13 protein-coding genes are annotated in these 17,705 nt (G+C 70.6%); all 13 read left to right on the forward strand.

What is annotated here, in order from left to right:
* Nucleotides 1-184 precede the first annotated feature (184 nt).
* The 13 genes from ACIBJC_RS04415 to ACIBJC_RS04475 all read left to right on the forward strand — a co-directional run bounded on the left by ACIBJC_RS04415 (nt 185) and on the right by ACIBJC_RS04475 (nt 17,636).
* Nucleotides 185-2,035 (forward strand): phage tail sheath family protein, encoded by a 1,851-nt coding sequence (locus ACIBJC_RS04415; RefSeq protein ID WP_399287557.1) that lies wholly within the window; start codon nt 185-187, stop codon nt 2,033-2,035.
* A gap of 34 nt (nt 2,036-2,069) precedes the next feature.
* Complete coding sequence (locus ACIBJC_RS04420; protein ID WP_313939720.1) at nt 2,070-2,594, forward strand: phage tail protein; 525 nt, start codon at nt 2,070-2,072, stop codon at nt 2,592-2,594.
* Nucleotides 2,595-2,699: 105 nt separating this feature from the next.
* The gene (locus tag ACIBJC_RS04425; protein WP_399287560.1) at nt 2,700-3,446 is read left to right on the forward strand and encodes a hypothetical protein; all 747 of its coding nucleotides are present in this window, start codon (nt 2,700-2,702) and stop codon (nt 3,444-3,446) included.
* Nucleotides 3,439-4,224: a hypothetical protein gene (locus ACIBJC_RS04430; protein ID WP_399287563.1), complete on the forward strand. Its 786-nt coding sequence runs from the start codon at nt 3,439-3,441 to the stop codon at nt 4,222-4,224. Before ACIBJC_RS04425 ends, ACIBJC_RS04430 begins: the two co-directional genes overlap by 8 nt.
* Before the next feature lie 4 nt (nt 4,225-4,228).
* On the forward strand, nt 4,229-5,101 hold the full coding sequence (locus ACIBJC_RS04435) for a DUF4255 domain-containing protein (protein ID WP_399287566.1): 873 nt from the start codon (nt 4,229-4,231) through the stop codon (nt 5,099-5,101).
* Between the two features lie 32 nt (nt 5,102-5,133).
* Nucleotides 5,134-7,122, forward strand: a complete 1,989-nt coding sequence (locus tag ACIBJC_RS04440; protein WP_399287569.1) for an ATP-binding protein — start codon at nt 5,134-5,136, stop codon at nt 7,120-7,122.
* Complete coding sequence (locus ACIBJC_RS04445; RefSeq protein WP_399287572.1) at nt 7,113-7,433, forward strand: hypothetical protein; 321 nt, start codon at nt 7,113-7,115, stop codon at nt 7,431-7,433. Before ACIBJC_RS04440 ends, ACIBJC_RS04445 begins: the two co-directional genes overlap by 10 nt.
* Entirely contained in the window at nt 7,430-14,173 is a 6,744-nt protein-coding gene (locus ACIBJC_RS04450) for a DUF4157 domain-containing protein (RefSeq protein ID WP_399287575.1), read from the forward strand. Before ACIBJC_RS04445 ends, ACIBJC_RS04450 begins: the two co-directional genes overlap by 4 nt.
* A 9-nt stretch (nt 14,174-14,182) precedes the next feature.
* Nucleotides 14,183-14,884, forward strand: coding sequence for a hypothetical protein (locus ACIBJC_RS04455; RefSeq protein WP_399287578.1), 702 nt, complete (start codon nt 14,183-14,185; stop codon nt 14,882-14,884).
* Complete coding sequence (locus tag ACIBJC_RS04460; RefSeq protein ID WP_329827931.1) at nt 14,881-15,573, forward strand: hypothetical protein; 693 nt, start codon at nt 14,881-14,883, stop codon at nt 15,571-15,573. Before ACIBJC_RS04455 ends, ACIBJC_RS04460 begins: the two co-directional genes overlap by 4 nt.
* A 6-nt stretch (nt 15,574-15,579) precedes the next feature.
* Entirely contained in the window at nt 15,580-15,945 is a 366-nt protein-coding gene (locus tag ACIBJC_RS04465) for a hypothetical protein (protein WP_399287581.1), read from the forward strand.
* The gene (locus tag ACIBJC_RS04470) at nt 15,938-17,077 is read left to right on the forward strand and encodes a hypothetical protein (RefSeq protein ID WP_399287584.1); all 1,140 of its coding nucleotides are present in this window, start codon (nt 15,938-15,940) and stop codon (nt 17,075-17,077) included. Before ACIBJC_RS04465 ends, ACIBJC_RS04470 begins: the two co-directional genes overlap by 8 nt.
* Before the next feature lie 34 nt (nt 17,078-17,111).
* A complete protein-coding gene (locus tag ACIBJC_RS04475; RefSeq protein ID WP_399287587.1) occupies nt 17,112-17,636 on the forward strand; it encodes a phage baseplate assembly protein V in 525 nt (174 codons plus the stop codon).
* The last annotated feature ends 69 nt before the right edge of the window (nt 17,637-17,705 follow it).

Here is a 17,705-nt window from a genome sequence, read left to right on the forward strand (position 1 = left end):
GCGGCGCGGACGACCACCGCGCACGGCCGTGCGAATGACCACGCGAGACCGGTACCGCTATCGCATGGGATGTAACGGGGGAACGTAGGGGGTGCGTACGCATGCGTATTCAACTTCCACGCATGAACGCCATACCTTCACCTTCCCTCCTCATATCTTGATGCGCGAAGGGAATGGAGGGGGAATGCCGACGCATATGGGCTATCCCGGCGTTTACATCGAAGAACTCCCCAGCAGCGTCCGTACCATCGCGTCGGTCACCACCTCGGTGACCGCGTTCGTGGGCCACACCCGCCGGGGTCCGCTCAACCAGCCGGTGCGGGTCACCAGCTTCGCGGACTTCGAGCGCCGCTTCGGTGGGCTCACGTCCCGCGGCGCCGTCGGCTACGCCGTGCACCAGTTCTTCGGCAACGGCGGGACGGTCGCAGTGATCGTGCGCGTGGCCAAGGCCGGCACCGGCAAGGAAGCCTGCGTCACCCTCAACTCCACGGAGGGGAAGAGCGATTGCCCGGTCCTGGAGGTGCACGCCAAGGAGCCCGGCGGCTGGGGATCGCGGCTGCGGGTGGCGGTCGACCACGACACCCCCACCCCGGACCGTACGTTCAACCTCCAGGTCCTCGACGCGCGCGGCGGAGCCCGCGAGTCCTTCACCGGCCTGTCGATGGACCCCGACCACGGGCGTTTCGTGGAGACGGTGGTGAACAGCGGCTCCGGCCTCGTCCGGGTCAAGGCCCTGGACCGGGACCGCCCCGACCCCTCCGGCACGGTGTCCAAGCCCTTCGCGGCGAAACTCCCCTCCCTGGCCGTCGAGTTGAAGGTCAAGATCGGGGAGGTGGAGCGCGAGTTCACCCTCCACGACCCGCACCACGACGGCGAAGCGCCCACCAACGTGGTGGAGTTGGCGCTGCTGCTGGAGCGCAAGCTGCGCTCGCTGCCCGACGCGCCGGGGAAGCACACGTACGCCGGTGTCCAGGTCACCCCGTTCGGCCGCCGGATCCAGGTCGTCGCCGGGTCCATCGACCCCGCCGACGTCGTGCGCTTCGTCGGGGAGTGCGCCAACGACCTGGGGCTGGAGGGCTCGGTCAACCCGCCCGCCTTCGCCCTGGAGGGCGGCGAGGACGGTGACCCGCCGGGCCCCCGCGACCTCATCGGCAGCGAGACGGCCAAGACCGGTATGCAGGCCCTGCGCGACGTCGACGACGTCAATCTGCTGGTCCTGCCGGAGCTTTCGGCGTACGAGTCCACCGCGGACATGGTCACGGTGGTCTCCGCGGCGGGCCAACTCTGCCAGGAACGGCGGATCTTCCTGCTCGTGGACTCCCCCTCCGCCTGGGGCAACGTGGACGCCGCACGGGCCGGGATCGGTGCCTTCGACGCCGTACGCGGCGATCACGCGGCGCTGTACTTCCCGCACGTACAGCTCACCGATCCGCTCACCGGACGGCTCCGCGCCTTCCCGCCGTCGGGCGCCGTCGCCGGTGTCATCGCCCGGGTCGACAGCGAGCGCGGGGTGTGGAAGGCACCGGCCGGGACCGAGGCGAAGCTGGCCGGGGTGCGGTCGCTGACGGTCAAGCTCACCGACCGGGAGAACGGCCTGCTGGGCCCCCTCGGGGTGAACTGTCTGCGTACGTTCCCGGTGGTCGGCCCGCTCGTGTGGGGCGCCAGGACGCTGGCGGGTTCCGACGCGCTCGACAGCGAGTGGAAGTACGTACCGGTGCGCCGGCTCGCGCTGCATGTCGAGGAGTCCCTGTACCGGGGTCTCCAGTGGGTCGTCTTCGAGCCCAACACCGAGCAGTTGTGGCAGCAGATCCGGCTGAAGGCGTCGGCGTACCTCAACGACCTGTTCCGGCAGGGCGCGTTCCAGGGCGCCACACCGCGCGAGGCGTACTTCGTCAAGTGTGACAAGGACACCACCACCGAGGCCGACATCGACAACGGGGTGGTGAACGTCGTGATCGGCATCGCGCCGGTCAAGCCCGCGGAGTTCGTGATCGTGAAGATCCAGCAGGTCGCCGGACAGTTCGACCTTTCCTGACCAGACCGAGGAAAAAGGAACCCGAAGGAAACCGATGGCTGAGTTCCAGATCAACGCCCATCGCTTCGACCCGTACAAGAATTTCAAGTTCCTGGTTCTCTGGGACGGTCGAACGGTCGCGGGCATCAGCAAGATCAGTCCACTGAAGCGCACCACCGAAGTGGTCAAGCACCGCCACGGCGGCGACCCGAGCTCTCCGCGCAAATCCCCGGGCCGCTCCGAATTCGAGGGCGTCACCCTGGAGCGCGGCGTCACGCACGACCCGGAGTTCGACCGCTGGGCCAACAAGGTCTGGCAGGTCGGGGCGGGCCTCGGCGCCGAGGTGTCACTCCGCGATTTCCGCAAGGACATCATCATCCAGGTCCTCAACGAGGCCGGTCAGGTCGCCGTCTCGCACAAGCTCTACCGGGCCTGGGTGAGCGAATACCAGGTACTCGGCGAGCTGGACGCGAACGCGAACGCCGTCGCCATCCAGAGCGTCAAGCTCGAATGCGAGGGCTGGGAGAGGGATTACGAGGTGGAGGAGCCGGTGGAGCCTTCCTTCACGCATCCGGCCTGATCCACGTCGGGCGTCGGCCCCGTACCCACCAGGGCACGGCCCAGCACCACCCACCGCACCACCCACCGCACGACCCAGCACCACCCGCGCACGGAGGAACGAGGGATGACGCCGACGGGCCCCGCCGAGCTGCTCGCCACCTGGGAGGCCGGGCTGGCACAGCACGACTCGGGAAGGTCGCTGCTGCTGCACCACGCGGCCCGCCCCGGGGCCGCCACCGACACACTGCTGTCGCTGCCCGTCGGCGAGCGGGAGGCGGACCTGTTCGCGCTGCGCCGGGCGCTGTTCGGCGAGCGCATGCAGGTACGTGTCGAGTGCGGCGCCTGCGGGGCCGACATGGAGTTCGACCTCGACGCGACGGTGTTCGGCGTCCGGGGGCGGATCCCGGACGGGCCGCTGCGGGTGTCGGAGGGCGAGTGGGTCGTCGAGTTCCGGCTGCCCAGCGTCGCCGACCTCGCGGCGGCCGGCGCCACCGACGATCCGGCGGACGCCCGCCGGCTGCTGGTGGCGCGCTGCACGGTCTCGGCGGTACGGGGCGGGGAGGCCGTTGCGCCGGAGCGGCTGGCCGTGCTGCTGCCGGCCGAAGTGCAGCGGCGGCTCGCCGAGGCGGCGGCGGAGGCCGACCCGGCGGCCGAGGTGACCTTGAACGTGAGCTGTCCCGAGTGCGGCGGGGCCACCCCCGCCGAACTGGACATCGCTTCCTACCTGTGGACGGAACTCGACACCTGGGCAAGGGACTTGCTCCTCGACGTTCATCTGCTCGCCACCGCCTACGGGTGGAGCGAGCCGGAGATCCTGGCGCTCAGCCCGCTGCGGCGCCGCTACTACCTGGAGCTGTGCGCGGATGTCTGACTACTTCGACCGGCTGCTCGCCCGGTACACCCCGGTGCAGGCCGCCGACGGCGCCGCTGGCGGCAGCGGGGACCCCGGCGACGCGGGTGGTCCGGACACCGGGGTGACCCGGGTACGCCCCCGGCTGCCCGGGCCGTTCGAACGCGTCGAGGCGTTGCGTACGGCGCCGCAGGAGCCCGACGCGCCCGCCTCCCTGGTCCCGTCGGCCCCGCACCCCGCCTGGGGAACACCCGAGTCGATCCGGCACGAACGCGAGATCCGCACGGACCGGCAGACGGTCGTACGGACCGAGGCGGCCCGGCCTGGCGACCGTACGGAGCGGACGACGAGGGCCACCGACCCCTTCCGCGAGGACGAGGCAGCACAGCCCTCGGCCCGGCCGTCCCCGGCTCCGGGAGTGCGCCGGGGCGCGGCCGACGGCTCGCGCTCCGCGCGCCGTTCGACTTCGGCGGAGGCCGATACCTCTCCGGTGCCACGTGGTGGACCCGTCACCCCTTCGTCCGGCGCGCCCTTCGCCCCCCGGGGAGCCACCGGGGCGCCCCGGCCCCGCGACACCGACACGACCGCCGCGCGCGGCGCCGCGCAGAACGGGGTGGGCCGCCGGGCGCCCCGGCCGGCCGAACGTGTCGTCCACGTACAGATCGGCCGGCTGGAGGTGAGCGCGGCGCCGCCACCCGGCACACGGCGCCCGGAGGCCGATCGCCCCGGGCCCGCCGGGCGGCGCGCGCCCGTGCTGAACCTGGACGACTATCTGGCCCGCGGCGAGAGGAGGAACTGACCTCATGAGCAACGCACTTGCCATCGCGACGGTCACCCAGGCCCTGGCCCTGCTGATCGGGAACAACCTGTCTCCTGAGATGGACATCGCGGTCACGGTGGAGACACGCAAGCCGCCCGCCGAACCGCCGACCGAGCCGACGATCAACGTCTTCCTCTACCAGGCCACACCGAACCCCTCGATGCGCCACACCGACCTGCCGACCCGCGCCTCGGACGGCACCCTGGTCAACCGCCCAGCGGCGGCGCTGGATCTGCACTTCCTGATCAGCGCGTACGGGGACGAGGCCACGCTGGTCGGGCAGCGACTGATCGGCTGCGTGATCCGCACGCTGCACGAAATCCCCGTACTCCCGCAGGACTTGATCGAACTGGCCGCCGAGCGGCCGTATCTGACCGGGAGCGATCTCGCGGACTCCCCGCAGCGGGTGCGCTTCACCCCGACGGTGATGGACATCGACGAGACGTCCAAGCTCTGGGGGATGCTCCACCAGACCCCGTACGCACTGTCGGTGGCCTATCAGGCGTCGCTGGTGCTGATCGAGGGCCGGGAGAAGCCGGTACCGGCGAAGCCCGTGCAGCGGCGGACGGTACGGGCGGTGCCGTTCCGCGCACCGGGGGATCAGGCCCCCGCGGAGCCCACCGAACCCGCCGGCCCCTCCGAACCCTCCGAACCCGCCGGGGACAAGGCCCCCGCTTCTGCCGACGAGGCCGCGCCCGCGCCCGCGAAGAAGCGCGCTCAGAGCAAGGCTCCGGCGTCCAAGCGGGCCGCGACGGCGACATCCCGCACCCGCAAGGCCACCGGAACGAGCGGGCGTGGCCGGACGCCCTCACGCGCCGAGGACACGGACGCGGGCGACGACGGCAAGGAGAGCTGAGGGGAGTGGGCGGGACGGGGGCAGGTGACCACATGGGTACGGACACGCCGACGGGGCACACCGGTACGGCGGCGGACGGCCGGGCGCTGACCGAGGCCGTACGCTCCGTCCTCGCGCGCGTCGACGCCCACGCACGGCGCGCGCACCCCGAGGGCGCCCCAACCCCGCCCGAAACAAGCCCATCCCACTCCCCTGCCCCCTCCACCAACCCCGCCCATCCCTCCACCCTGGAGATCCTCGCCTCCTGCTTCGGGCTCAGCGCCTTCGAACGCGAGGTCGTGCTCCTCGCCGCGGCGGCGGAGCTGGACCCCACCACAGGCGCCCGCTGCGCCGCGGCCTGCGGTGACCAGGACAGGGCGTTCCCCACCTTCTCCCTCGCCCTGGCCGCGCTCACCGAGCCGCACTGGAGCGCGCTGACGCCCGTCGCTCCGCTGCGCCGCTGGCGGCTGATCGAGCCGGCCGACGAGACCCGGCTGACCACGTCGCGGCTCCGTCTCGACGAACGGATCCTCCATTTCCTGGCCGGCTCGCCGTACCTCGACGCCCGGCTGCACGGCCTGCTGCGCCGTACCGCCGTACCGGACACACTGCCCGCCTCGTACGACCTGGCGGCGGACCGGGTCGCCGCGGGCTGGGCGGGCGGCACCGGGCAGCGGGCCCCGCTCCGGGTCGAGCTGGTCGGCGGGGACCTGCGCTCGCGCGCCGACATCGCCGCCGCGGCGGCCCACCGTTCGGGGCTCGGGCTCTACGCGCTGACAGCGGAGGATCTGCCCGCCGCCCCGGCCGAACGCGACCGGCTGGCCCGGCTCTGGCAGCGCGAGGCCGTGCTGCTGCCGGCCGCGCTGCTGGTGGAGGCCGGCGACAGCCTGGACCGTGAACAGGCCGCCGCGGCGGACGCGTTCATCGAGAGCACGGCCGTGCCGCTCTGCGTCTCCAGCACCGATCCCCGGCCGAGCGAGCGCCGGCGCGGGGAGCGGGTCACCGTACCGGCGCTCGACTCCGAGGAACAGCTCGGTGTGTGGGCGGACGCCTTCGACGGCGTACCGGACGTCTCCGAGGACGACCTGCGCGGCCTGGTGGAGCAGTTCTCGCTGCCGCCGCATCTCATCAGGGCCGCCGGGGCGACCGTCGTACGGGATCTGCCGCACGCGGACGGCGCCAACGTCACCGCGCTGGCCTGGCAGGCCGGTCTCGGCGAGGCCCGGATGGGCATGGACGAGCTGGGCCGGCGGATCGAGCCGCAGGCGTCCTGGGGCGATCTGGTGCTGTCGGAGCGGCAGTTGAGGATCCTGCGGGAGACCGTCGCGCATGTACGGCAGCGGGCCACCGTCTACCAGGAGTGGGGGTTCGCCTCGACACTGCGCCGTGGCCTCGGTGTCACCGCCCTCTTCGCGGGCGGCTCGGGCACCGGAAAGACCCTGGCCGCCGAGGTGATGGCGAAGGAACTGGGGCTGGATCTCTTCATCATCGACCTGTCCCAGGTGGTCAGCAAGTACATCGGTGAGACGGAGAAGAACCTGCGCAAGGTCTTCGACGCGGCCGAACGCGGCGGCGCGCTGCTGCTGTTCGACGAGGCGGACGCGCTCTTCGGCAAACGGAGCGAGGTGAAGGACAGCCACGACCGTTACGCCAACCTGGAGGTGAGCTATCTGCTGATGCGGATGGAGGCGTACCGGGGGCTCGCGATCCTCACCACCAACATGAAGCAGGCCCTGGACACGGCGTTCATGCGCCGTATCCGCTTCGTCGTCGACTTCCCGTTCCCCGGCGAGTCCGAACGGGCCGAGATCTGGCGGCGGGTGCTGCCCGAGCGGGCCCCGATGAAGGGCATCGACCCCGCGCAACTGGCCCGGCTGACCGTGGCGGGCGGCTCGATCCGCAACATCGCACTGTCGGGCGCCTTTCTCGCGGCGGAGGAGGGCGACCGGCTCCAGATGCGCCACATGCTGGAGGCGGCGCGCACCGAATACCTCAAGCTGGACCGCTCGTTGACGCCTTCGGAGGTTCAGGGATGGATCTGAACGAGGCACCGCGCACCGTACGGGTGGACATCGGCGAACTGATCCTGGACGGCTTCGACCGGGTGGACCCCGACCGCGTATCGGCCGCTTTCGAGGCCGAGTTGGCCCGGCTCGTACGGGACCGTGGCGTACCCCTGGCATCGGCCGGCGGCCGTGCGCTGGACGCCCTGACCGGACTGCCGCCCCTCCCCGCGACCACCTCGCCGCGCCGCCTGGGCGAGGCGCTGGCGCGCGCGGTGCACGCGGGGCTCTCGGGACGCGGCGAGGCGACGTACACCTCGCCGGACGGGTCACAAGGGGGCGGGCGATGAGTGCGCAGTCGGCGTCCGCCGCGTCGCAGGAGGCCCGTTCGGCGCAGGAGGCCAGACGGCGCAAGCGCAAGGAGCGCGCGGCGGCGTCCCGTACCCCCGAGCCCAAGGACATCGTCAGCGGCGCGGGCCAGCCGCTGGACCCGAGCGTACGCCGCGAGCTGGAGGAGCGACTCGGCCACGACTTCAGCCGCGTACGCCTCCACACCGACCGCGACGCGGGCGCCCTCACGGACCTGCTGGGCGCGGACGCGGTCGCCGTGGGCCAGGACATCTTCTTCCGCGAGGGCGCCTACCGCCCGGGCACGGTCGACGGACAGCGCCTGCTCGCCCACGAGTTGCTGCACACGGTCCAGAACCCGGACGGGCTGGGCGCACTGCGCGCGGGCCGCGACCTGGGCGCGGTGAGCCTGCCGCAGGAGGCGATGGAACGCGAGGCGGAGTCGACGGCCCAGGCGCTCGTACGCCCGGAGACCGCCGACGCCGGACAGCCCGCCCCGCAGGTCGAGAAGGGCCAGGCCACACCGGGCTGGCTGCGGTACGCCACCGCGGACGCCGACCGGCGTCGCATGGAGGAGCTGGATCCGGCGACGCTGGTCGACCGCCTGGCCAACGGCGTCATGCGCTCCCTGCGCGGCGACCCGGAGGACCGGTCGGGCCGGGCGCGGCTCCAACTGGCGCGTATGGCACCGACGGTGCAGGAGAGCGTGCTCGACCGGCTGGAGGTACGGCTGACCGCCCCCGCCCTCGACCGGCTGCTGGACCTGGTCGACGAGACGGAGCAGCAGGGCCCACTGCCGCTGAGGGCGGCCGGGGCCCCGTCGGCCGTTCCCGGCGAGGCGGAGGAGGTCGCGCGGGAGCGGGAGCGCGCGGCGGTGGAGGGGCGGGGAGAACAGGCGGAGGAGACCGGTGACGGCCGGCGCGAGCCCGGCCCGCGGGGTGAGAACGGGAAGCCCGCCGGCGGCGGCGAGAAGACTGACTCGCCGAGTGGCCGGGGCGGGGCCGACGCCGACGGGACGGCCACGACGTCCCCGGAACAGGCGGCCGGCCAGGACCGGGAAGAGGCAGCCGCACGGCAGCAGGACCGGTCCCAGGCGCAGCAGGAGGACCGGGACGCCTCCGGCGCGCAGGACGCGTCGAAGGACGACGCGGGCGCGCAGGAGGAACAAGAGGCGCAGGAACCGGCGGAGGAGGCAGCGCAGGAGCCGGAGCCACAGGCCGCGGCGGAGGAGCCGCAGCAGGCCGACGATCAGGCCGGGGGTCCCACCGTCAAGGGGGATGCCACCGCCGAACCAGCAGCCGTGGACAAGAGCGGGGCCGAACCTGGCGAGAAGGCCAGGACAGGCGGTGACCCCGCCACGGCCCGCACCGCGGGCGACCCGGAGAACGAAGAAGACACGGACGACGAGCCGTTGGGGCTGGAGTCCGAATCCGCGGAGGAGGAACCGACCTCCGAAGAGGACTCGGCGGATTCCGGTCCCCGCGGTTCCGGCGGCGAACCGACGGAGCCCGACACCGCGGACGATCCTCGGCTGTTCCGGAGGCGGAAGAGGGGTGAACCCCGCGAACCCGGCATTTCATCGACCGAGGGCGATGCCGAGCCGGACACGCCCCAGGACGTCGCGGAAACCGAGGAGTCCCGGGCGCCCGAGCGCACCGGCGAGGAGGACACGGAGGACCGGACCCTCCAGGAGCTGTCGGACGTCATGTCCGGCGAGCGGGATCTCGGGCCGGAGAGTGGTCCAGGGGCTTCGGCCTCGGCGGGCTCAGGAGCCGCGATGACGGACACCCGTGATCGGGACTGGGCGACAAGGCAGACGGAGGAAGGCCGCGAGGACACCGAGGCGCAGCGGCGCGACGAGGAGGCTCGTACCGCCGTCAGCACGGCTCAGGCCCCTGTCGGCGGTGAGTCGGCCGCCCCCGAACAACTGGCCAAGGCGGACGAGGACGCGCGTACCCAAGGAGCCGCTTCATCGTCAGCCGCCGGAGCCGCGGCGGAGAGCCGGGCCGAAGGCTCCGGGAAGCCGGAAACGGCCCGGAGCGGTGACACGGCCGGTCGGAGTGAACCGGAGCAGGCCACCGGAGCGGGGACGAACGCGGAAAAGGCGTCCGACAAGGCCGAGGATGCGGGTGGGCAGGGAAGCGGCCCGGACCAGGACGCTCCGTCACCCACCCCCACGCCGCCCCCCGGCCCCGCTGAACAGGACGTCACCGAGGGCAAGGGTCCGGACACGTCGGCCGGGCCGGCGACCGGCCCGGACAAGGTCTCGACGCCGGGGCCCGTTTCCGCCCCGGAACTGGCGCCGGGCAACGGCCCCACGCCCATGGCCGGCCCGGACGCGAGGACCAACTCCCCCAAGGCGGCGGGGGCGCCGCGCTCCGGGTCCGCGGGGGCGGCGCCACGGTCGAGGCAGACGCCTGCCCAGCGGCAGACCGCCCGGAAGGCGGCCAAGACCGTCCGCCGGGGCGCAGGCGGCGGGGGAAGCGGTCGCTCGGCCCCGGCTCCGGTCCCCGCACGGGGTGGTCGGGGCGGCGGCCGGTCCGGTGGGTCCGGCTCGGGGAAGTCCAAGAAGGAAGCTCCGGCGCCCGACGTCTCGAACGCCACACCCGAGTCGGGGCTGGCCACCGCGGCGGGACTCAAGCCGCACCAGGCCCTGGAGACGCTGAAGGGTGTCGACGGCGCGGTCGGCCGTTCCGTCGACAAGGAACGTACGACGCTGCGCAAGGCACCGCCGAAGACGCGGCGCCCGTCGGGCTCCCCGAGGACGGTCCCGGGCGGCCCGACGGTGTCCGCCCCCGGCGCCTACACCAACGCCAAGGTGGCCCGTACGCAGGCAGCCCCGGGCAGTACGCCCGGGATCACCGGCGAGCAGAAGCCGGAAGGCGAGCTGCCGGGCTCGAACGTGCCGGAGCCGAGCTGGTGGGACATCGCCGTGACGATCGGCGCCCAGCTCTTCGGCAGACTGCTGAAGGAGATTCTGCCGCTCGACGACCTGATCGACTCGATCCTCGGGCTCCCCACCAAGGACGAAGGGCTGCGGAACGCACGGGTGGGTGACGCGCCCGGGCTGCCGCTGGAGAACGACTCGGATCCGCAACGCACGGACGAGCAGAGCCAGAAGCTGGACGAGCGGAAGGACGAGCTGCACCTGTCGGGCCGTACGGACGCGGGCCTGCCGATGGGCGAGGACCAGATCTATCCGGACGTGCCCGGGGAGACCCTGACCGGCAAGGTGCCCGGCGGGAAGAAGACCGCGAAGGCGAGTGGCCCCCGGTCGGTGTCCGGGAGCGTCCCGATCGAGTCCGCCTCCGCCGTGGCCGAGCACGACCGCGGCCCGCAGATCCAGGCGGGCTTCACCGAGGGCCGGGGCAAGATGGCCGAGGAGCGGGGGTCGAAGGACGAGAAGTCGCAGCAGGACAAGGCGAAGTACGACCGGGACCTCAAGCGCGAGGTCGACGCCAGCAGCAAGAAGCAGTCCGACACCCGCGACAAGGGCAGGTCCGACATCTCCGCCTCCCGCGCCGACTGGCGCCAGGAGCAGGACGACAAGGTCGCGGAGATCGACGGCAAGAAGGGCAAGAAGTACGAGAAGGTCCGCCAGGACATCACGGACAAGGAGAAGGAGACCGACGAGGACGTCGACAAGCGCACCGAGGACGACAACCAGAGGATCACGGACACGCAGACCGACGCCGAGCGGGAGGCCGAGGAGAAGCAGGAGGAGGGCAAGGGCGACGCCGACAACTGGCTCGAAGAGGCCATCGAGAAGCTGAAGGAGTTCTTCGAGGAGCTCAAGAACGCCATCAAGACGGTGTTCGAGGAGGCACGCCAGTTCGTCACCGGCGTGATCGACCAGTTCAAGCAGGCGGTCTTCCAGCTCATCGACGACGCCCGCAACTGGGTCATCGACCAGATCAACGTCTTCGCCGACGCCCTGATCGCCCTCGGCGACGAACTCCTCGCCGACTACCCGGCGATGCGCGACAAGTGGCGCAACACGATCGACGGCGCGCGCGACTGGGCCGTGGAGAAGGTCAACGAGTTCGCCGACGCCCTCAAGGAGGTTGCCGGCAAGCTGCTCGACGGCCTGTGCGACGCTCTGGTCGCGGGGCTGGACCTGCTGGAGACGGGGCTGCTGGCGGCCGTCGACCTCGCGGAGACGGTGACCGTCGGCGCGCTGGAGTTCGGCGCCGCCGTCGTGCAGGGGCTCGGCGAGTGGGCGGCCATCTTCAACGACATCGTCTCCGACCCGGGCGACTGGATCAGCAAGGCGGGAGCCGCCGCCGAGACCGGGGCGAGGGATCACCTCTTCGAGGAGATCAAGACCGCCGTCAAGGCCTGGTTCAACCAGAAGGTCCAGGAGATCATCGGCATCCCGATGGAGGACTTCCAGGCGCTGCTCGACGGTGGGGTCACCGCCGAGGAGATGGGCCAGATGGCCTGGGACGAAGCCCTGCCGCAACTGCCGCTCATCATCGGCGTCCTGGTCGTCGAGAAGGTCGTCGCCAAGCTCATCCCCGGCGCGGGCTGGGTCATGGCCGTCATCGACGCCCTGCAGACGGCGTGGGGTGCCCTCAGCGAGATCCTGGCCGCTTTCGGGCTCTTCATGGACTTCCTGAAGTCGGTCAAGAGCGGCAACGGGGCGCTGCCCTTCGCGAAGGCGGTCGCGGCGGGCGTCGTCGCGCTGCTGGAGCTGGTCTACCAGTTCCTGATCGAGGGTGTCGGCCGCTTCATGGGCAAGGTGGCCGACCGGATCGGCGACCTGCTGAAGAACCTCCGTAAGAAGAAGCCGGGCGGATCCGACAGGCCGGGCCAGCCGGACGCGCCGGGCAAGCCCAAGGACGACGATGCCTCCACGGCCGCGGACGACCGGACCTCGACGAACGACCGCCCGGCGCGTCCGGCCGACCCGGCGCCCCGCAAGCCGACACCGGACCAGACGTCCCGCCCCCGGCCGAAGCCCAGCCCCGGCAAACGCTCCTCCCCGGAGAAGAAGCCGCGCCCCTCGCACACGACACGGCCGAAGAAGCGCCGTGACGACAACGAGCGGCGCGAGGACGGCCGAGAGGTGAACGCCGCCAGGCGGCGGACCCGGGACGCGGAGCGCAGGACACGCGACGAGGACCGGGACGCCCCGACGACCAGGCCCACGCGCCGGGGCCCGGGCCGCGACACGCTCCGGCCCGACCGGCGCCGGCCCGACTCGGACCGTACGAACGACCGCGACCGTGACCGCGACCCGAGGAACACGCGCCCCGACGACCGTCGCCGCCCGGACGACCGCCGGCGGGACGACGACCGCAGGGACGACCGGCGCCACGACACCGACAAGGACCGCCGCCCCGGGGACCGCCCCCGCCACCGCCCGCTCCGGCGCGCCCGCCAGACCATCAAGTCGGCGGTCAACAGGGCGCGTCGGGCAGCCCGCAGGCTGTACGGCAAGGCGCGCCGCAAGCTCGGCAGCCGCCTGAACGACCGACTGCGGCGACTGAGGGACCTGCTGCGGCGGCGCGAGGACCGGATGCGGGACGACCGTTCCCGCCGCACGGACCGGGACCGGCGCGACGACAACTCATCGCAACCAGTCGACCTGCCGAAGGTACGGTTCGCCGATGCCGACGACGGCGAGCGCCACACGCTGATGTTCCACGGCCGGGGCCCCCGCGCACCGCTGTACATCCACAGCACTCCGCAAGAAGTGCCGCCGTTCCTGACGGCCTGGGGCAACGATCTCCTCCGGCCGGAGGCCGCGCAGGACCGGAAAAATCAGCAGAACTACCTGACTGCTGCGGAGGCCAGGTACAACGAAGCGAAGGAAATCCAGGCGCGCATTCCTACGGAAACAGAAGAGGAGAAGCGGAATTCCGAGATCCGGAAGAACAAGTACGAACTCAAGATGAAAATGAAAGAATTTGCCGACGAGGCGCGCAACCGTACCCATTTCGACCTTCCCGAACCGAATTTTCAGTCTTTCACCGACCTTGCACTCGGCCCGCAGGCCAGACGCCCGACGGAGAACCACACATCGAAGTTTCTCGGCACCTCGTCCAAGACGGTGTTCGGCGGCCCTGGCGAGGAGGCCGGTGAAGCAGACAAGGGGCAGCCTCCTGGCTGGCAGGACATCGTGAACCGGGGGCTGAGTACGGGAAGCCGTTGGGTGCGTATGCACCTCCTACCGGAGCGGCTAGGCGGCAGGGCGTCCGGGAACAACCTGGTTCCGGCTCGCGGACCGGAGATGAACAACAAGTTCCTGCACGGGATCGAACAGAAGGCGTACGACGCGATTCCCGACGAGGCAAGGGTCATCTGGTACAAGTCTCGGGCGGAATTCAATCACCAGGAATTCCCTCATATTCCCAGTCACATCTACGCGGAGTACGGGGCGTACGACCATGTCTCCGGAACCGGAAAGGAGCAAAAGGACTGGCAACCCAGGGGAACCTCGACTCCGTTCGGTCTGCCCCACGGCCCTATCGCATCGAACGAGAAAACTCGCCTGTCCATCAATGACGTAGGCCGTCCGACCATCAAGGCCAGGCTCCTGGGCGGGAAATACGAGAGCCTCGCCAAGGACTTCATCGAAGCCAGAGACAAGCTTCACAAGAACGGAGGCACCCTCAGCGGGCAGGCCGAAGTCCTCCGGCTCCTGGATGACCATCTGAACACCGAACGACAAGGCATCGACGTCCTGAAGAGCAATCTGCGGAAGTTGAATCGCCTTGGCGAAGTCAACTGGAATTGAGTATCCATCGTGACGGGCAATGATGAAACCACACTCCAGTTTCCCTTCGAGGTGAGCTGCGACAAGGCTCTGAGGGAGTTCAGAGGAGTCACAGAACTCGACGTGGAGCGGGCCCGGTTCGGCGATATTTCCCAGTTGCTCGCTGATCCGGCCGGTGTCTTCCAGACCCTTGCCGCAAGCGAGGATCTCGCCTTGAGCGACCTCGTCCAGGGGCATTTCTTCCGGCACGACAACATCGCAGCGCACTGGCGGTCTCGCCGTGCCGATTCACGACTGGTCGGCGAGTTCAGCCTCACCCACATCATGCGTGCCATCGTCGAGAACTACATGGACGACATCTGGGAAGGAGAGGACGACTGGGAGCGCAAGCTCTACAGCGAACTGCGGTTCTTCGACGACACGCCCCGCAGTGGCTCCGGCCGTATGGCCTTGCTGCGCGCTACCCCAGGGGTGACAGACCCTGAGGTCTGGTTCTTCGACACACGTCAGGGCGCCATGAGGATGGAGCTGGACTATCCGGGATATCTGGACACACTCCTCGTCACCAAGGGAGCGATCGGCTGGCAGTACCTCTACGTCGACCCGGCATTCAGTGGCCTCGGCTTCGCCTCCTGCTCCGCACGGCTCAAGGAAATGCTCGACGTCTTCCCCCGGCTCTTCCCCGACCACGACTACACCGACCTGCGGACCCGCCTCCAGGAGCGCCTGTGACCCGCTACGCCGACATACCCAAACCCATCCGCTCCGGCATCGTCATCGTCGACCCCGAGCGCGGCACCCCCCAGCGCATCATCGTGCTCCAGTTCAACCCCGACACCCTCGAACGCTCCGTCTCGCCCCAGGCCGCCGGCGGCAGCGGGGATTCCGGCGGCGGTGGGAGTGGAAGCGGGGACAGAAACGAGGCTCTGCGGCTCAAGGGGCCCGCGCAGGAGACGTGGAAGTTCACCGCCGAGATCGACGCCACCGATCAGTTCGAGGTCGCCGCGCCCGACGGGATCCATCCTCAGCTCGCCGTGCTCGAAATGCTCGTGCAGCCCACCACCGCGCAGCTTCGTGCCGCCTCGCGGCTGGCGCAGAACGGGACCATCGAGATCAGTCCGATCGAGACGCCGCTCACCCTCTTCACCTGGGGCAGCAAGCGGGTGATGCCCGTTCGGCTGACCGAGTTGTCCGTCAACGAGTCGGCTTTCGATGTGAACCTCAATCCCATTCGGGCGAGCCTCAGCATCGGGCTCAAGGTGCTCACCGTCAGCGATCTGCCCGCCGGGCATCGCGGTGCCGAGTTGTATCTCGCGCATCTCGCGCAGAAGGAGCGGCTCGCCGCCGCCGCGGTGGGTGGGCAGCTCGGGAGTCTCGGGCTGAGTGGTGGCGTGGGATTCAGCGCTGGGATCGGGAGGTAGGCAGTCATGATCGAGCCGTACGAGAGCGCCCTCGACGCGATCCCCGGATCGCATCCGTACCCCCGCGACAGTCGGTACCACGATGTCGAGATCGGGGTGCATGTCCAGGCCGACGGGACCGAAGTGCGGTATGCCAAGCGGCGGTTGCTGCCTGCCTTGGACAACGCGGAGGACGCGGTCGCGACGCACACCGTCAGCAGTGGTGAGCGGCCCGATCATCTCGGGCAGCGGTACTTCGGTGATCCCGGGCAGTGGTGGCAGATCGCCGATGCCAACCCGGTGCTCGATCCGCGGGAGTTGACCGCCGAGCCGGGCAAGCGCATCGACGTGCCGTTGCCTGGCGGCGGATACCCCGGGGGTGGCCGTGGCTGACGAGCCGGTCGGGAACGGGCCCGTACATCTCACCCTGCACATGGGGCCCAAGCTGACCCGGCCCGTGCCCGCCGAAGTGACCGAAGCGTTGCTGTCCGCGCAGATCACCACCACCGCCGGGGAACGGAGCGGCTTCCAGATCGCGTTCGATCTGACCAAGACCGGGGTGATCAACCGGCGGCTGCTGCCCGAGGGGTTCTTCGATCCGCGGACCCGGGTGATCGTCACTGCGTCCGTCAAGGGCGTCTCCACCGTGCTGCTCGACGGGCTGATCGTGCGGCAGGAGGTCGGGGCCAGCAATCAGCCGGGGCAGACCACCCTCACCGTCACCGGCGAGGACCTCACCCTGCTGATGGATCTGGAGGAGCGGACCGACCGGTACCCCAATCTCGCGCCGTCCCAGCGTGTCGAGCGGATCCTCGCCAAGTACGCCGACTACGGGATCGACACGCGCATCATCCGCGAGCAGGTGCAGCAACCGCCCCGCGAACAGTGGCGGGTGGACTACCAGACCGGGACCGATCTCCAGTACGTGAACGACCTGGCCAGAGCCAATGGGTTCACGTTCTATCTCGAACCCGGGCCGCGCCCCGGGCGGTCCGTCGCGTTCTGGGGGCCCGAACAGCGCCTGGGGCAGCGGCAGCACGCGCTCAACGTCAATATGGACAACAACTCCACCGTCGACCAGCTCACGTTCGCGTACGACGGGACCGCCCGCGAGGAGCCTCAGGCGCGCGTCCAGAATCCGCGCACCCGGGACGTGACCCTGCTCGCGCAGCCCGACATCAGTCCGCTCCGCCCACCCCTGGGCCGCCGCGCCACGCCCGCGCTCAAGCGCAGGACGCTCTCCGGCACCGCCAAGAAGGACCCGGGGCAGGCCGAGGCGGAGGCCCTGGCGCGCGCCGCGATGTCCGCCGATGCCATCTCCGGGTCGGGGTCGCTGGATGTGAACCGGCACGGTTACATCCTGCGCCCGCGCGAGCTGGTGGGGGTGCGCGGCGCCGGGGTGACGTACGACGGGGACTACTACGTCAAGTCCGTCACCCACAACCTCAGGCCCGGCTCGTACCAGCAGAATTTCACGCTCTCCCGCGAGGGACTCATCGCCCGGAGCACCACCGTCCGTCCGTAGTGGACGCCAGGGATCAGACCAGGAGCTACAGCGTATGGCGGCACCGAACAACCGCTTCCTCGGCAAGTTCCGGGGCCGGGTGATCGACAACAGGGATCCGCTGCGGATCGGCAGGGTCACGGCGCAGGTGCCGGACGTGCTCGGTGACGAGGCGTCCACCTGGGCGATGCCCTGTCTGCCGTTCACCGGGCGTCAGTCGGGCCAGTACGTCGTGCCGGAGATCGGGGCGGGCGTGTGGGTGGAGTTCGAGCAGGGGGATCCCAGTTTCCCCATCTGGACCGGGTGTTGGTACGGGGATGTCTCGGAGCTGCCCCCGCTGGCCAGTGCCGAACTGCCCGCCTCGCAGCCCGTGGTGATCCAGACCCCCGGGAATCACAAGCTGGTGATGTCGGACGTGCCCGGGGGCACCGGGATTCTGCTGGAGGCCAGGGGCGGCGCGTACATCCGGATCGACGAGAGGGGCGTGACCGTCGGCAACGGCAGTGGCGCGACCGTCGAGTTGATCGGGGACGAGGTCAGCATCAACGGAGGTCGGCTGACCGTGCCGAAGAAGCGATGAGCACAGCAGCGACGAACACAGCAGCCACGAGCACAGCAGCGATGGGCACAGCGACGATGTGCACTGCGA

It is taken from the genome of Streptomyces sp. NPDC050509, from assembly GCF_044457965.1.
In the GTDB taxonomy this organism is placed as follows: domain Bacteria; phylum Actinomycetota; class Actinomycetes; order Streptomycetales; family Streptomycetaceae; genus Streptomyces.

Coding starts and splice junctions, on each gene's coding strand:
- ACIBJC_RS04475 (WP_399287587.1), top strand. CDS start 17,112: ATGGCGGCACCGAACAACCGCTTCCTCGGCAAGTTCCGGGGCCGGGTG.
- ACIBJC_RS04415 (WP_399287557.1), top strand. CDS start 185: ATGCCGACGCATATGGGCTATCCCGGCGTTTACATCGAAGAACTCCCC.
- ACIBJC_RS04425 (WP_399287560.1), top strand. CDS start 2,700: ATGACGCCGACGGGCCCCGCCGAGCTGCTCGCCACCTGGGAGGCCGGG.
- ACIBJC_RS04445 (WP_399287572.1), top strand. CDS start 7,113: ATGGATCTGAACGAGGCACCGCGCACCGTACGGGTGGACATCGGCGAA.
- ACIBJC_RS04430 (WP_399287563.1), top strand. CDS start 3,439: ATGTCTGACTACTTCGACCGGCTGCTCGCCCGGTACACCCCGGTGCAG.
- ACIBJC_RS04420 (WP_313939720.1), top strand. CDS start 2,070: ATGGCTGAGTTCCAGATCAACGCCCATCGCTTCGACCCGTACAAGAAT.
- ACIBJC_RS04465 (WP_399287581.1), top strand. CDS start 15,580: ATGATCGAGCCGTACGAGAGCGCCCTCGACGCGATCCCCGGATCGCAT.
- ACIBJC_RS04435 (WP_399287566.1), top strand. CDS start 4,229: ATGAGCAACGCACTTGCCATCGCGACGGTCACCCAGGCCCTGGCCCTG.
- ACIBJC_RS04440 (WP_399287569.1), top strand. CDS start 5,134: ATGGGTACGGACACGCCGACGGGGCACACCGGTACGGCGGCGGACGGC.
- ACIBJC_RS04450 (WP_399287575.1), top strand. CDS start 7,430: ATGAGTGCGCAGTCGGCGTCCGCCGCGTCGCAGGAGGCCCGTTCGGCG.